This is a genomic window from Pseudomonas sp. MWU12-2345 (assembly GCF_023242385.1).
GTDB lineage: Bacteria > Pseudomonadota > Gammaproteobacteria > Pseudomonadales > Pseudomonadaceae > Aquipseudomonas > Aquipseudomonas gingeri_D.
On sequence record NZ_JALLJA010000003.1, the window covers coordinates 85,871 to 99,871 of the forward strand.

13 protein-coding genes are annotated in these 14,001 nt (G+C 62.4%); 1 reads left to right on the top strand and 12 read right to left on the bottom strand.

What is annotated here, in order from left to right; genetic code table 11:
* Positions 1–45: 45 nt before the first annotated feature.
* The 6 genes from M5C71_RS08845 to gcl form a co-directional block, all read right to left on the bottom strand.
* Positions 46–1,044, bottom strand: a complete 999-nt coding sequence (locus M5C71_RS08845; protein ID WP_103496226.1) for a sulfate ABC transporter substrate-binding protein — start codon at positions 1,042–1,044, stop codon at positions 46–48.
* Positions 1,045–1,136: 92 nt separating this feature from the next.
* Positions 1,137–1,961, bottom strand: coding sequence for an ion transporter (locus M5C71_RS08850; RefSeq protein WP_103496225.1), 825 nt, complete (start codon positions 1,959–1,961; stop codon positions 1,137–1,139).
* Positions 1,962–2,009: 48 nt separating this feature from the next.
* Complete coding sequence (locus tag M5C71_RS08855) at positions 2,010–2,915, bottom strand: urea transporter (protein WP_248767645.1); 906 nt, start codon at positions 2,913–2,915, stop codon at positions 2,010–2,012.
* 198 nt (positions 2,916–3,113) lie between these two features.
* Positions 3,114–4,004: a 2-hydroxy-3-oxopropionate reductase gene (locus M5C71_RS08860; RefSeq protein ID WP_103496224.1), complete on the bottom strand. Its 891-nt coding sequence runs from the start codon at positions 4,002–4,004 to the stop codon at positions 3,114–3,116.
* Positions 4,005–4,022: 18 nt separating this feature from the next.
* Positions 4,023–4,805, bottom strand: a complete 783-nt coding sequence (gene hyi, locus M5C71_RS08865) for a hydroxypyruvate isomerase (protein ID WP_103496223.1) — start codon at positions 4,803–4,805, stop codon at positions 4,023–4,025.
* 115 nt (positions 4,806–4,920) lie between these two features.
* A complete protein-coding gene (gcl, locus tag M5C71_RS08870; protein ID WP_152737029.1) occupies positions 4,921–6,696 on the bottom strand; it encodes a glyoxylate carboligase in 1,776 nt (591 codons plus the stop codon).
* Positions 6,697–6,950: 254 nt separating this feature from the next.
* Between gcl and M5C71_RS08875 the strand changes: the two genes are divergently transcribed.
* Positions 6,951–7,391, top strand: a complete 441-nt coding sequence (locus M5C71_RS08875; RefSeq protein WP_248767646.1) for a heme-binding protein — start codon at positions 6,951–6,953, stop codon at positions 7,389–7,391.
* Here the strand turns inward: M5C71_RS08875 and M5C71_RS08880 are convergent, their stop codons facing one another.
* The 6 genes from M5C71_RS08880 to alc form a co-directional block, all read right to left on the bottom strand.
* Complete coding sequence (locus M5C71_RS08880) at positions 7,392–8,000, bottom strand: TetR/AcrR family transcriptional regulator (RefSeq protein WP_100940637.1); 609 nt, start codon at positions 7,998–8,000, stop codon at positions 7,392–7,394. It lies immediately after the preceding gene.
* Between the two features lie 265 nt (positions 8,001–8,265).
* Positions 8,266–9,051 carry an outer membrane protein OmpK gene (locus tag M5C71_RS08885; RefSeq protein WP_177101531.1) on the bottom strand — a complete coding sequence of 262 codons (786 nt, stop codon included), beginning with the start codon at positions 9,049–9,051 and terminating at the stop codon, positions 8,266–8,268.
* Between the two features lie 352 nt (positions 9,052–9,403).
* The gene (locus M5C71_RS08890) at positions 9,404–10,759 is read right to left on the bottom strand and encodes a nucleobase:cation symporter-2 family protein (protein WP_177101530.1); all 1,356 of its coding nucleotides are present in this window, start codon (positions 10,757–10,759) and stop codon (positions 9,404–9,406) included.
* Between the two features lie 221 nt (positions 10,760–10,980).
* Positions 10,981–12,330 (bottom strand): urate hydroxylase PuuD, encoded by a 1,350-nt coding sequence (locus tag M5C71_RS08895; protein WP_178129731.1) that lies wholly within the window; start codon positions 12,328–12,330, stop codon positions 10,981–10,983.
* Between the two features lie 51 nt (positions 12,331–12,381).
* The gene (locus M5C71_RS08900; RefSeq protein WP_103496217.1) at positions 12,382–12,885 is read right to left on the bottom strand and encodes an ureidoglycolate lyase; all 504 of its coding nucleotides are present in this window, start codon (positions 12,883–12,885) and stop codon (positions 12,382–12,384) included.
* A 69-nt stretch (positions 12,886–12,954) separates the two neighbouring features.
* On the bottom strand, positions 12,955–13,950 hold the full coding sequence (gene alc / locus M5C71_RS08905; RefSeq protein WP_248745637.1) for an allantoicase: 996 nt from the start codon (positions 13,948–13,950) through the stop codon (positions 12,955–12,957).
* Positions 13,951–14,001 lie beyond the last annotated feature (51 nt).

A 14,001-nucleotide genomic window follows, 5' to 3' on the forward strand; every position in this document is an offset into this window, starting at 1 on the left:
AGCTCCTACAGTTTTCGTGGTGTTTTCAGTGCCGGGTGGTATCAGTTACTTGCCGTTATAGATCTGATCGAACACACCACCATCATTGAAGTGGGTCTTCTGCACCGTGCGCCAGTCGCCGAAGGTCTTCTCCACCGAGAGGAAGTCGACTTTCGGGAAGCGGTCGGTGAACTTGGCCAGCACCTGCGGATCACGCGGGCGCAGGTAGTTGTTGGCGGCGATTTCCTGGCCTTCTGGCGACCACAGGTACTTCAGGTATTCTTCGGCTGCCGCGCGGCTGCCCTTCTTGTCGACCACCTTGTCCACCACGCTTACCGGCGGCTCGGCCTCGGCGGACACGCTTGGGTAGACCACTTCGAACTGATCGCGACCGAACTCGCGGGCAATCATTTCCGCTTCGTTCTCGAAGGTCACCAGCACATCGCCGATCTGGTTGGTCATAAAGGTGGTGGTCGCTGCGCGGCCGCCGGTATCGAGCACCGGAGCCTGCTTGAACAGCTTGCCGACAAACTCCTTGGCTTTGTTCTCGTCACCGCCATTCTTCAGCACATAACCCCAGGCCGACAGGTAGGTGTAGCGGCCGTTACCCGAGGTCTTGGGGTTCGGGACGATCACCTGGACACCGTCCTTGAGCAGGTCCGGCCAGTCTTTCAGGGCCTTGGGGTTGCCCTTGCGCACGATAAACACGGTGGCGGAGGTGAACGGCGCACTGTTGTTCGGCAGGCGGGTGACCCAGTTGTCCGGCACCAGCTTGCCGTTGTCCACCAGGGCATTGATGTCGGTGGCCATGTTCATGGTGATCACGTCCGCTGGCAGGCCGTCGATAACCGAACGCGCCTGTTTGCTGGAGCCGCCGAAGGACATCTGCAAGGTGATGTTTTCATTGTGCTCGGCCTGCCAGTGTTTCTGGAACGCCGCGTTGTAGTCCTTGTAGAAGTCACGCATCACGTCGTAGGAAACGTTCAGCAAGGTCGGTGCGGCCTGGGCCAGGCTGCCAAAGGCCAGGCCAGCGGCCAGAAGTGAAGCGCCAAAGAGTTTTTTCACTGCGCAGTCCTTGTTTCAGCTGAGAGAGGGGCAATTTGCCAGCAACTATAACGGCGCTGACATAGTCACTTAAAGATTAAAAAATGCTTTGCTTATTCTATTTTCTTGTATAGAGGATTCCCACAGCGAGAGCAGAAAGAGGCTTCCGGCTCGTGGCTGTTTTTCCCGCAAACCGGGCAGTCGTGCTTGTGGGAGTCGCCGCGCATGGCGCTGGCCAGTTCGGCGGTGAAGATCCCGGTGGGCACGGCGATGATCGAGTAACCGGTGATCATCACCAGGGAGGAAATCACCTGGCCCAGCACGGTCTTGGGCACGATATCGCCATAACCCACGGTGGTGAGGGTAACGATAGCCCAGTAGATGCCCTTGGGAATGCTGGTAAAGCCATGCTCCGGGCCTTCGACCACGTACATCAGGGTGCCGAACACGATCACCAGGGTGCAGACGCTGAGCAGGAACACCAGGATCTTCTGCTTGCTGCCGCGCAGGGCGTCGAGCAGGTAGTGCGCCTGTTTCAGGTACGGGCCGAGCTTGAGGACCCGGAAGATCCGCAGCATGCGGATGATACGGATGATCAGCAGGTACTGGGCGTCGCTGTAGTAGAGGGCGAGGATCCCCGGCACGATGGCCAGCAGGTCCACCAGCCCGTAGAAGCTGAAGGCGTAGCGCAGCGGCCGTGGCGAGCAGTACAGGCGCAGCAGGTACTCGACCGCGAAGATGAAGGTGAAGCCCCATTCGATATAGGCCAGGGGGGTGGCGAAGGTCTGGTGAAAGCTCTCGATACTGTCGAGGATCACGATCACCAGGCTGGCGAGGATAATCAGCAGCAGGGTTTTGTCGAAGCGCCTGCCGGCGACGGTGTCGGATTGGAAAACCATGACGTAGAGCCGCTGGCGCCAGTCGTTGTTGCTATTCATGAGGTGTTGCCCAAGCTTATGGATGTGGGAAGCGTGGGGGATTGCCGATCAATGCGCAAGCCGGCGGTCTTGGCCGTTGTCGTCGCTGGCCTGGCGTAGCACGCGGGCTCCGGCCCGGATCAGCCAGCAGGCGAGGATAAAGGGGGCGGTCAGCGGGGCCAGGCCGAGGGCGGCAAAGCCGGGTGTCAGTACGCTCGCCAGGAGCATGCCGATCAGTGCGGGCCAGGGTGTGCGCTGTTGCTGGCTCAGGGCGAGTGCGACCAGCGCCGGGTTGTAGCCGGCGAGGCCGAGCTGAGTGGGTGATGCAGGATCATGCAGTAGGGCGAAGGCCAGCCCGACGGTGCTGCCGAGGACCGCCCAGACGGCTGCGCGGCGATTGGCGATCAGCAGTCCAATGAAGATCGACAAGGCCGCCAGGGGCTGGTCGAGGAACATGACCTGGCCCAGGCCCATGAAGGCGGCGTTGGCGTAGGCGAAGGTGTCTGCGAGGGGGAGTGGCGAGCTGCTTGTCGGGTCATGGGTTGTGAACGCCAGCAGCAACCAGCTCAGGCCGACAAAGGGCGCGGTGTAGGCGGGCAGGCTTTGAACGTCGCCGGTGTGTTTGAGCCATTGCCGGACCAGGATTGCACTCAGGCCGGAGGCGGCGATGATCAGTGGCGGGATCAGTATCGACCGGGGAAACTGCAGGCTGATCAGTAGGCCCAGCAGTACGCCGTTATAGCTGTAGAGACCGGCCTGGCGCTCGGCCTTGGGGTAGCTGCGACGCTGGGCGGTGAGCAGGCCGGCAAGGCCGCCGAGTAACGCGCCGCCAACCAGGCTCGGTGCCGCCAGAAGTATTGCCAGCAGGCAGCACAGGCCGCAGAGCGGATGGCGCTGGAGGAAGATCTGGCTGAAGCCGTTGAGCAGGGCGGTTGCCCAGTCGGGGCAGTGGGGTGTGCTGGGGATCTTCGGCATGGTGGGGTGTCAGGGGGATTCTTTGGGGGCGCAAGACCGCTTTCGCGAGCAAGCTCTGCTCCTACAGGATCTGTGCTCGACGCTACATTGTGGGAGCCAGCTTGCTGGCGATGGCGGCTGATCAGGCGATGCAAGGCTCATGGGCCTCATCGCCGGCAAGCCGGCTCCTACAGTTGACCGCGTTGAGCCGGGAGGGGCCTAGCGCTCGCGAATCGAGAAATTCGCCATATGCTCCAGGCCCTTGATCAGTGCCGAATGGTCCCACTGGCTGCCACCGATCGCCGCGCAAGTGTTGAATACCTGCTGGGCATTGGCGGTATTGGGCAGGTTGATATTCAGCTCGCGGGCACCGGCCAGCGCCAGGTTCAGGTCCTTCTGGTGCAGGCTGATGCGGAAGCCCGGGTCGAAGGTGCCCTTGATCATGCGTTCGCCATGCACTTCGAGGATTTTCGACGAGGCAAAGCCGCCCATCAGCGCTTCACGTACCTTGGCCGGGTCGGCGCCGTTTTTCGCGGCGAACAACAGTGCCTCGGCCACCGCCTGGATATTCAGGGCGACAATGATCTGGTTCGCCACCTTGGCGGTCTGACCGTCGCCGTTGCCGCCCACCAGGGTGATGTTCTTGCCGATGTTCTGGAACAGCGGCAGGGCGCGAGCGAAGGCCTGGGCGTCGCCGCCGACCATGATGCTCAGGGTCGCGGCCTTGGCGCCGACTTCACCGCCGGACACCGGGGCGTCGAGGTACTGCGCGCCTTTCTCGTTGATCCTGGCCGCGAACGCCTTGGTCGCGGTGGGCGAGATCGAGCTCATGTCGATGACGATCTTGCCCGGACCGACGCCGGCGGCGATCCCGTCGGCACGGAACAGCACGTCCTCGACCTGCGGGGTATCCGGCACCATGACAATGATGAACTCGGCTTCCTGGGCGACTTCCTTCGGGCTGGCCAGGGCCACCGCGCCGGCGCTGATCAGGTCGACCGGCGCGGCGTCGTGGTGGTTGGACAGGAACAGGCTGTGACCTGCCTTTTGCAGATTGGCGGCCATGGGATGCCCCATGATGCCGGTGCCGATAAAACCGATTTTAGCCATGACAACGTCCTCTTTTTCTTATGTCGCGTTATGGGTTTTCAACCAGCCCAGCCCTGCTTCGGTGCTGGTCAGCGGTTTGTATTCGCAACCGACCCAGCCCTGATAACCGATGCGGTCCAGGTGCTCGAACAGGAATCGATAGTTGATCTCTCCGGTCCCCGGCTCATGCCGCCCGGGGTTGTCGGCCAGCTGCACATGGTTGATCTCGGCCAGGTGGTCGGACAGGGTCCGCGCCAGGTCACCTTCCATGATCTGCATGTGGTAGATGTCGTATTGCAGGAACAGGTTGGCGCTGCCCACCTGATGGCGGATCGACAGGGCCTGGGCCGTGGTGTTCAGGTAGAAACCGGGGATATCGCGGGTGTTGATGGCTTCCATCACCAGGCGGATGCCGACGGCTTCAAGCTTGCCGGCGGCGTACTTGAGGTTGTCGACGAAGGTCTTTTCCAGCACGGCGTCGTCGACACCCTGGGGGCGGATGCCGGCCAGGCAGTTGATCTGGGTATTGCCCAGCACTTGCGCATAGGCGATGGCCAGATCGACCCCGGCACGGAACTCCTCGACCCGGTCCGGGTGGCAGGCAATCCCGCGTTCGCCCTTGGTCCAGTCGCCGGCCGGCAGGTTGAACAGCACCTGGGTCAGGCCGTGGGCATCCAGTTGCGCCTTGATCTCGGCGGAGCTGAAGTCGTAGGGGAACAGGTATTCCACACCGCTGAAACCAGCCTCGGCGGCGGCCTTGAAACGGGCCAGGAAATCCTCTTCGGTGAACAGCATGGACAGGTTGGCGGCAAAGCGTGGCATGGGAATCTCCTGGCGAATCGATACAAAGCGTTTGGACGGGCTGCGGGCGCAGCGATAGCGGCAGTGAAGGTGATATCGACTGCGCTGGCAAGCCCGTCCAAACGCGGGTGTGGGATCAGTCGAGCAAGGCAATCGCCGTCGGCGCATCGTTGCCGACCAGCGCCAGGTCTTCGAACTCGTTGATGGCGTTGATCTCGGTGCCCATGGAAATATTGGTCACCCGCTCCAGGATGATCTCGACAATCACCGGCACCCTGAACTCCTCGATCATCGCCTGGGCCTGGCGCAGGGCGCCCTGGATCCGGTCCGGCTCGAATACCCGCAGGGCCTTGCAACCGAGGCCCTCGGCGACGGCGACGTGGTCCACGCCATAACCGTTGAGCTCCGGTGCGTTGAGGTTGTCGAAAGACAATTGCACGCAGTAGTCCATGTCGAAGCCGCGCTGGGCCTGGCGAATCAGTCCCAGGTAGGAGTTGTTCACCACCACGTGGATATACGGCAGCTTGAACTGCGCGCCCACCGCCAGTTCCTCGATCATGAACTGGAAGTCATAGTCGCCGGACAGTGCCACGACCTTGCGCGATGGGTCGGCCTTGACCACCCCCAGCGCGGCCGGAATGGTCCAGCCCAGGGGCCCGGCCTGGCCGCAGTTGATCCAGTGCCGTGGTTTGTAGACATGGAGGAACTGCGCGCCGGCAATCTGCGACAGACCGATGGTGCTGACGTAGCAGGTGTCCTTGCCGAACACCTGGTTCATCTCTTCATAGACGCGCTGGGGTTTGACCGGCACGTTGTCGAAGTGGGTCTTGCGCTGCAGGCTGGCCTTGCGCTGCTGGCAATCGGCAAGCCAGGCACTGCGGTCCTTCAGCTTGCCGGCGGCCTGCCATTCACGGGCCACTTCGATGAATACCGTCAGGGCCGCGGCAGCGTCGGACACGATGCCCAGGTCCGGGGTGAATACGCGGCCGATCTGGGTCGGCTCGATGTCCACGTGAATGAAGGTGCGTCCTTCGGTGTAGACCTCCACGGAACCGGTGTGACGGTTGGCCCAGCGGTTGCCGATACCCAGCACCACATCGGACTTGAGCAGCGTGGCGTTGCCGTAGCGGTGGGAGGTTTGCAGCCCGACCATGCCGACCATCAGCGGGTGATCGTCGGGAATCGTGCCCCAGCCCATCAGGGTCGGGATCACCGGAATGCCGGTCAGTTCGGCGAACTCCACCAGCAGTTCGCTGGCATCGGCATTGATGATGCCGCCACCGGCCACCAGCAGCGGGCGTTCGGCCTGGTCGAGCAGGGCCAGGGCCTTCTCGACCTGAATCCGTGTGGCGCCTGGCTTGGCCAGGGGCAGTGGTTGGTAGGCGTCGATATCAAATTCGATTTGCGCCATCTGCACATCGAACGGCAGGTCGATCAGCACCGGGCCGGGGCGGCCGGAGCGCATTTCATAAAAGGCTTTCTGGAAGGCGTAGGGCACCTGGCCGGGTTCGAGCACGGTGGTCGCCCACTTGGTCACCGGCTTGACGATGCTGGTGATGTCCACGGCCTGGAAGTCTTCCTTGTGCAAGCGTGCCCGCGGTGCCTGGCCGGTGATGCAGAGGATCGGGATCGAGTCGGCGCTGGCGCTGTACAGGCCGGTGACCATATCGGTGCCGGCCGGGCCCGAGGTGCCGATGCACACGCCGATATTGCCGGCCTTGGTGCGGGTGTAACCCTCGGCCATGTGCGAGGCGCCTTCGACGTGGCGAGCAAGGACGTGATCGATACCGCCGAGCTTTTGCAACGCGCTGTACAGCGGGTTGATCGCGGCACCGGGAATGCCGAAGGCAGTGTCCACGCCTTCGCGACGCATCACCAGGACGGCGGCTTCGATTGCTCTCATTTTGCTCATTGTTTTGTGCCTCTTGCGTTTTGTAATTGTATACAAGTTGCTGTGTGGCGAGTGTATTCACGCAAGGCGGCGCTGGTCAATGCCTTTTCTGAAATGATTGGTGGATTCGTTCTGGGGCCGTTTTTCGAGGGTTTGATGAGTGTTTCTATATTTTTGTATACAAAAATATTTAACATTGTGTTCTATTTGTTTGGCCGAACGGCTTCTGAAAAGGAGCAGCGACGGCTCTCTCCTCACTCGATAAGGACGGCACCATGAGCGCTTTAACCTTGAACGTCGCAGTCAGCCTGGCCAGCGAGGCGATTGCCGCCGGCCGGGTCATTTCGGCAGCACCGCTGACCATTGCGGTGCTGGATGGCGGTGGTCACCTGGTGACACTGCAACGCGAGGATGGGGCGAGCCTGTTGCGTCCGCAGATCGCCATCGGCAAGGCCTGGGGCGCGATCGCCCTGGGCAAGGGCTCACGCTTGCTGGCGCTGGATGCGCAGCAGCGACCGGCGTTTGTGGCGGTATTGAACAGCCTGGGGCAGGGCAGCGTGGTGCCGGCGCCGGGCGGGGTGTTGATTCGCGATCAGGAGGGGAAGGTGATCGGGGCCATCGGGATTAGCGGGGATACTTCGGATATCGATGAGCAGTGTGCGATCAGTGCAATCGAGGCGTTGGGGCTGGTGGCGGATGCCGGGGTGTCTGTCTGACTATCGATCCGGCTCGCAGCCCTTGAGCACCAACCGCACGATGGTCTGCGCCGCCGCTTCATAGTCGACGTCTTCCAGCTTGGCCTTGCCGGTGATCGAGGAGATCTGCCAGTCGAAATCGGCATAGGTCTGGGTCGCGGCCCAGATGCTGAACATCAGGTGATGGGGATCGAGCGGGGCGATCAGGCCGCGGTCGATCCAGGTCTGGATGCAGGCGATATTGTGTCGGGCCTGGGCATTGAGCTGCTCCACCTGCTCGGGGCTCAGGTGCGGCGCGCCGTGCATGATTTCGCTGGCGAAGACCTTGGAGGCGAACGGCAGGTCGCGGGAGATACGGATCTTCGAACGGATATAACCGGCCAGTACCTCGGCGGGCACGCCCGCGGGGTTGAAGGGGGTCGAGGCCTGGAGGATCGGCTCGATGATGCTTTCCAGCACCTCGCGGTAGAGGTTGTCCTTGGATTTGAAGTAGTAGTAGACGTTGGGCTTGGGTAGGCCGGCCTTGGCCGCGATATCGCTGGTCTTGGTGGCGGCGAAGCCCTTGTCGGCGAACTCTTCGCTGGCGGCGCGCAGGATCAGTTCACGGTTGCGTTCGCGGATGGTGCTCATAAACCAGGTTTTTCCTTGCCGGCCCGGGCGGTTGGGCATGGTAGCACCGGGTTTGCGCAAGGCTCAAGAATGCCCCTCCCACACGTCTGAATGAGCAAAGTCGGTCAGGCCCTTGAGCCCTGCGCTGTCCTCTCGGCCGCCATCGCCGGCAAGCCGGCTCCTACAGGGGGGGCGCACGCCGAGAGTCTGTGGCGATACGCACAATTGTAGGAGCCGGCTTGCCGGCGATGGCGGTCGACCAGGCGCCGCAGAACCCACGACAGCATCAGAAATGATACTTGATCAACAGGCTCGCGGTGTCCTGGTTGGTCCTGAAGTCGCTGTTGCTCTGGAGGCCGTACTTGTTCTTCCAGTAGTCGTACTCAAACCCCACGTACAACTGCTTTTCGCCCCAATGCAGGGCCTTGCCCAGGTCGTACTTGATCTGCGGGTTGAAGTGCAGGTTGGCGTGGTAGGTCCCTTGGGCATTGCGGTCGTTGTCCACCACCCAGTCCATATAGCCGTCGATCAGCACGTTGGAATGGCCCACTGGGATGGTGTAGGACCAGACCGGGGTGATCTGCCAGATATTGCTGCCCGGACGGTTGCTGTCGGTATGGCGCTGGTAGAAGTTCAACTGGAAGTAGTCGAAGCCGGGTACGTCCAGGTCGAAGCCGGGGCCGAACAGGTAGGCGTTGGTGTCGCCTTCGCCGAACTCGTAGGTCATGGCCAGCAGCACATCCTTGACCGGGCCGAAGGCGAACGAACGGTCGAAGATCTTGCCCATGGACAGGCGCGGGGTGAACTCGCCGTAGTAGGTGTTCGGGCCGAGGCGGGTATCGGCCTTGCCGTTATAGAAGATCCGGTCGAGGAAGAAGAAGTTGTCGCCGTACTTCCAGGCGTCGGCGTGTTCGAAGGTGACGGTCTGCTGGATCTGCGGATTGACGGTGAAATTCTTGCCGTACAGGTAGGTCAGGCTGTTGTTCTGCCATTGCAGCAGGTCGCCCGCGCAGGCGGATCCTGCGCTCAGCAAGGTGGCGGACAATATCAGGCTCGTAGAGGTGCGCTTCATTGGGTTGCTCCCTAAGGTCAGTGGTTCAAGGCTTCCGTCGTTCAGCGCTCTGGGTTCGGCGCTTTTTTTCTGTCGGCCATCGCCGGTTCAGCGGCCTGCCTGCTTCTGGCAAGGGCCGGTTCAAGGCAAAAAAACAGTCAAAGACCCTGCGTTCGGCTGTCCGTGGGACAGTCGAGTGGTGCGGGCTTCTATAGGCCTTGGGGTTGTCCCGCGCCGGGATAGAGAGGCGCTTGGGTCAGGTGTCGGTGGCGATGGCTTGTTCGAGCGGATTCCAGCGGGCGCGCAGCATACTGATTCGCGCCCGAGGGCTCAAGCGCCCGTGCCAGAGCGCTCGCGTCCGCCGGCAAAGGTATCAGTGGGGGTGAACATGCCCGCTGAGTGCCGCCCGTTCGGCGCCCCCCAGCACGTTGAACAGCAGGTTCAGGGACACGGCGCTCAAGGTCGCCATGGCGATACCACTGTGGGTGATCGGACCCATCCACAGCGGCAGGTGGGCGAAGAACTCCGGTCGCACCACGGGGATCAGGCCCATGCCGATGCTTACCGCCACCAGCAACTGGTTGCGCCGATCGGAGATGTCCGCTTCCTGGAGGATCTTGATCCCGGTGGCCGCGACCATGCCGAACATGGCGATGGCCGCGCCGCCCAGTACCGCCGGTGGAATCGAGGCGACCAGGAACGCGGCCTTGGGCAGCAGGCTGAGGACGATCAGGAAGAGCCCGGCGACGATGGTCACCGAACGGCAGCGCACACCGGTCATCTGCACCAGGCCGATGTTCTGGGCGAAGGAGGAGTGGGTGAAGGTGTTGAAGAAACCGGCGAGGAACGAGGCGCCGGCGTCGCACAGCAAGCCGCGCCGGAGCATGCGTGGGGTGACGTCCTGGCCGGTGATCTTGCCCAGGGCGAGGAACATCCCGGTGGACTCGACGAAGATGATCACCACCACCAGGCACATGGACAGGATCGGTGCCAGGTGAAACTGCGGCAGGCCGAAATGCAGCGGGGTGACCACTTTCAGCCAGGGCGCCTGGGCCAGGCCGCTGAGGTCGACCATGCCGATGACGCCGGACAGCACATAGCCCAGGAGCATGCCGATCAGCACCGAGATATTCACCCAGAAGCCGCGCATGAAGCGGTTGATCAGCAGGATGGTGGCCAGCACCAGCGCGGCCACCGTGAGGTAGATCGGCGAGCCGAATTGTGTCGCGGCACTGCCGCCGCCAGCCCAGTTGACCGCCACCGGAAACAGCGAGAGGCCGATGGCGGTGATCACGGTGCCGGTGACCAGGGGCGGGAAGAAACGCACGACCTTGGACATGAACGGGGCGATCAGCAGGCCGAAAAAACCGGCGGCGATGGTGGCGCCGAAGATCCCGGTCATGCCGATACCGGGCATGCCGGCCATGGCCACCATGCTGCCGACGGCGGCGAAACTGGCACCCATCATCACCGGCATGCGGATGCCCATGGGGCCGATGCCGAGGGATTGCACCACGGTGGCGATACCGGCCACCAGCAGGTCGGCGTTGATCAGAAAAGCGATTTCCTCACGACCCAGGCCGGCGGCCTGTCCGATGATCAGCGGTACGGCGACGGCGCCGCCATACATCAGCAGAACGTGTTGCAGGCCCACCAGGATCAGCTGCAACAGAGGCAGGCGCTGGATAGCGGGTGCGGCGGGGATGCGCGGTTCGGATAACTCGGACATGCAACACCTCGGATTTTTTTATTCTTGTGGTTTTAGCGCTGTGTGGTTGCGGACAGCGTTTTTTGTAGCCGGGGTAACGCAACCGCTTCACGGTTGATCTCGAACCTGTAGGAGCAGGGCTTGCCCGCGAAGAGGCTTTCAAGATCGCTAAAAGCTTCGCGGGCAAGCCACGCTCCTACAGGTAACGCGGTGTCTCCAAATCAGCTGGCTAACAGCGACATTCAGTTGGTGCGTGCCCCCTGGTTGATCCAGGCCGCGATCAGGTCACGTTCCTGCTGGGTCATTTGGGTGATGTTGCCCAACGGCATGATCTGGGTGGTAATGGCCTGGGCCTGGATACGTGGAGCCAATTGCTGGATCTGTTGCGCGGTATCGAAGATCACCCCCGCCGGCGCCGAACTGAACAGCGGGCTGGTGGGTTGGGCCGAATGGCACACCGCGCAGCGTTCCTGGATCACACGGTGAACCTTGTCGAAGCTGACGTCGGCGGCACTCGCTGTGGTCGTTGGCGCAGGAACCGAATCCGGAGCTGCGGCGGCGGCTGGTGCGGCGGTAACGGCTGGCGTCTCTGGTACCGCTGGCGTGGCTTGGGCCGGCTTGCCGCCCAACGCGGTTTCCGGCAACGGCTGGTATTCGATCTTCGCCGGGACCTTGGCCACTTGCGGTGCGCTCGGGACCGGCGACGGGCCGGTGACATAGGCCAGGCAGATCATCCCAAGGGCCGCGACCGGCAAGGTCCAGGCAAACTTGTGACTGTTGTGCCGAGTGTTGAAATAGTGCCGCACCATCACCGCCAGCACCGCGATCCCGGCCAGGATCAGCCAGTTGTACGGGCTGCCATAGGTGCTCGGGAAGTGGTTGCTGATCATGATGAACAGCACCGGCAGGGTGAAGTAGTTGTTGTGCCGCGAACGCAGCAGGCCCTTGGCCGGCAGGCTCGGGTCCGGCGTGCGGTTCTCGGCGATGGCCGCCACCAGCGCGCGCTGGGCCGGCATGATGATGCGGAACACGTTGCCGACCATGATGGTGCCGATGATCGCGCCGACATGCAGGTAGGCGCCGCGACCGCTGAATACCTTGCTGAACCCGTAGGCGGCGGCAATCAGCAGCACGAACAGGATAAAGCCGAGCAGGGCCGGGCGCTTGCCCAGGGCCGAGTCACAGAGAAAGTCGTAGACGAACCAGCCGGCGATCAGTGCGCCGATACCGATGGCCACTCCCTCGGGGCCGCTCAGGCCGCTGCCGGGGGCCACGAGGTAGAGCACCGGGTTGGAGTAGAACACCACGCAGAGCAGCGCGATCCCCGACATCCAGGTGAAATAGGCTTCCCATTTGAACCAGTGCAGGTTGTCCGGCATGGTCGGCGGGGCCAGCTTGTATTTTTCCAGGTGGTAGATACCGCCGCCGTGGATCGCCCACAGATCGCCCGCCAGGCCGTCCCTGGGGTTGACCCGGTTGAGGTTGTTCTCCAGCCAGACGAAGTAGAACGATGCACCGATCCAGGCCACGCCCGTGATCATGTGAATCCAGCGCACGCTCAGGTTCAGCCATTCCATCAGATGTGCTTGCACAGTCTTTACCTCTCGCCTGTCACTCTTTTTCGGGAGTGATCAGACCTTCTCTTATTGGTGGGGGGCGAGGATCAGGTACTCATCCTCTTTGAAGAAATGCTCATCGCAGTTGTTGCCGGAGCCACTGCGATCAACCACCAGGAAGTCATCCCGCTTTTCGATCGTCAGCACCGGGTGGTGCCAGACGCCGCGATGGTAATTGATGCCCTGCCTGCCATTGCTGACAAAGGCGCGGACCAAGCCTGATACCGGTGCATCGCCAAGGGGCGCGACCACGATCAGAAAGGGGTTGCCGAGCAGCGGGATAAAAGCCTGGCTGCCCAGCGGATGGCGCTCGAGCATGCGCACGGTCAAGGGCATGTCCAGCGCGTCGGCGCGGAAGATGCTGATGATCGCCTGGTCGTCCGGCTTGGCGGTTTGCACCGTCGCCAGGCGATGGAAGCGCTGGGTCGAACCGTTGTTGATCATGAAGTGGTCGCTGCCGTCGGTTTCGATCACGTCACCGAAGGGGGCGAAGGCTTCTTTGCTCAGCGGTTCAATCGTCAGTGTGCGCATGCGGTTCTTCTGTTCTCGAATTCTGTGTATCGGTGGTTCCCGCGCGAGGCGCGAGAACCACCCATGGGGTTACTTCGCGACTTTGCCCAGCACCCGCAGGCGACTTACGCCACCGTCCGGGAACACGTTCAGGCGGATATGGGTGATAGGTCCCAGCGCCTTGATCTGTTCGGCGAAGCTGTGTTCCTGGTGCATTTCCAGCTTCTGGCTCGGCAGCAGTTCACGCCAGAACAGGCTCTGGGTCTCGATCTGGCTGTCGGTGCCGCCCTTGACGAAGGCGCCCTGGATCGAGCAGCTGTCCGGGTAGTTGCCCTTGAAGTGCAGGGTGTCGACGATGATCTGTTCGATCTCGCCCGGATGACCCAAAGCCACGATCACCCAGTCATTGCCCGGGGTACGCCGGCGCGCGGTTTCCCAGCCGTCGCCCATGTTGACGCCACGGCCCGGGTTGAGGATGTTGCTCATGCGGCCGAAATGCTCGTCGGAGCAGGCCAGGGCGCGGCCGCCGTTGAGGGCGGAAGCCAGGTCGACCTGTTCGTTGTCGCCCACCGCCGACCAGTCACGGAATGGAATACCGTAGACCCGCAGGCGTGCCACGCCGCCGTCCGGATAGATGTTGAAACGCAGGTGGCTGAAGGCCTGGTCGTTGCTGATCTCGTGGTAGTGGTGGCTGTTGCCTTGCAGCTCGACGGCGGACAGCACTTCGACCCACTGGGTGTTTTCGTCCGGCTCGCCGCTGCTCAGGAAGCAGGCTTCCAGGGAGGCCGACGGCGGATAGTTGCCAGTGAAGAACGAGGTATCGATGTCCACGCCCTTGATCAAGCCGGCGACGCCGAGGCGGATCACCGCGCTGTCGTAGCCTTCGAAACGCTTGCGGCGCGACTCCCAGCCGTCCATCCACTTGCCGTTGTCATCGAACACGCCTTCTTTCCAGACGGCCGGGGTCGGCTGGAACAGGCGGTTGGCGTCGGCGAACCAGTCGTCGGTGACCGAGAGGATCCTGGTGCCCAGGCGGGCGTCGGCCAGGTTGACGAACTTCTCGAAAGGTACGGCGTAGGCTTTCATGCTTTTTGTCTGCCTTTTAATAAGTGGCTGGGGAGGCTTGCCGGGTTCAGG